This window comes from Bartonella sp. AP7XZML (assembly GCF_042195745.1).
Taxonomy (GTDB): domain Bacteria; phylum Pseudomonadota; class Alphaproteobacteria; order Rhizobiales; family Rhizobiaceae; genus Bartonella.
This window is the reverse complement of record NZ_JBHIOT010000017.1, coordinates 1-1191: the sequence shown is the minus strand read 5'-3', so window position 1 is coordinate 1191 and position 1191 is coordinate 1. Positions and strand designations below refer to the sequence as shown.

The window sequence follows — 1191 nt, the reverse complement described above, 5'->3', positions numbered from 1 at the left end:
GGTTTGGTCGATAAATTTGATTATGTCCTTTTCTTCTAAGAAAGGACCAGATTTAGCGAGATTTTGTTCTTCATTTTCGCACATCACTAAGAGAATTTCATCAGAATTTATAAACACTGGTTTATTCACAAATGCCTCCATACTGCCTATTGGCAAAAGTTATTTTCTAAGATATGGAGTGATTAATACGTTTTTCGTAACGATGTGTCAATAGCTAAAATACGAAAAACGTATTTTTATTTTTATAAATCTATTCGATTTTGTTTATTATCATTAATGTTAATGAGGTGCTTATGATAGAAAATATAAAAGAAAAACAGCTATCCATCATGCTAAATAAATTAACCGAATGTGAAAAAAAAGCTTTTATGAATTTCTTGCTGCGAGCAGAGATTTTAAAAGATCCTCGACAATCTTCTTTTCAGAATCATTCGCTTGTGAATATAAGTAAAGAAAATCATCAGAGTAAGGTCCAGAAATAGGTGAAGAATCTTTAAAAAACTCCATAATTTTAACTAATTCATCTGCCTTAATATCTCTCATTTCCCTATTTGTATTAAGATTAATCATATTGGATATAGCTGGTCTTCTTATACCAAGATGGGCGGCAAGCTTGGCTTGGCTCCCTCGTCCCATTTTATCAAGCTCTTTTTTTATCCAAATTTTTAGCTCTTTTTGCCTAATCATAATTAAGTTTATTCCTTATTTTTAAAGTCCTTACAATACAAAAAATACAATGATACGTTTTTCGTATTGACTAAATATTTTTGATATCGTATTTTTATCGCTATGATAAAAACATATACGAAAACCGCAAAACTCATAATTGAGTATCTAGGTGGGTATAAAAAAGTTGCTAATATCGTTAATCGCAATGTTATTGTAATTAGAAAATGGGCTTACCCTTTTGAAAAGCGAGAGGGTAAAGGCGGCATCATTCCAGCTAAATACCAAATTATGCTTTTGAACTATGCACGTGATCATGGGATAGATTTGCGTCCTGATGATTTTTTTTATCCCGAGCGCTTGCAGAGATTAATGCAAGAGCAAGTCCCCCCAATGTCGAAAATTTGCAAGAGCTGCGGTGTTGATCACACCGGAGAAACTTTACAGCATTAAGGAGACAAAGATGGCTGTAGAAAAGAAATACGAACTTACTGATGAAACAATTGAGTTTAGAGGGAAAACTCT

2 protein-coding genes are annotated in these 1191 nt (G+C 32.6%); one reads left to right on the top strand and one right to left on the bottom strand.

The annotated features are described in order from the left end of the window. Positions 1-366: 366 nt before the first annotated feature. Positions 367-687: a helix-turn-helix domain-containing protein gene (locus tag ACFILT_RS01420; RefSeq protein ID WP_375612651.1), complete on the bottom strand. Its 321-nt coding sequence runs from the start codon at positions 685-687 to the stop codon at positions 367-369. A gap of 102 nt (positions 688-789) precedes the next feature. On the opposite strand from ACFILT_RS01420, the gene ACFILT_RS01415 reads away from it, so the two are divergent. Next, positions 790-1119 (top strand): hypothetical protein, encoded by a 330-nt coding sequence (locus tag ACFILT_RS01415; protein WP_375678574.1) that lies wholly within the window; start codon positions 790-792, stop codon positions 1117-1119. The last annotated feature ends 72 nt before the right edge of the window (positions 1120-1191 follow it).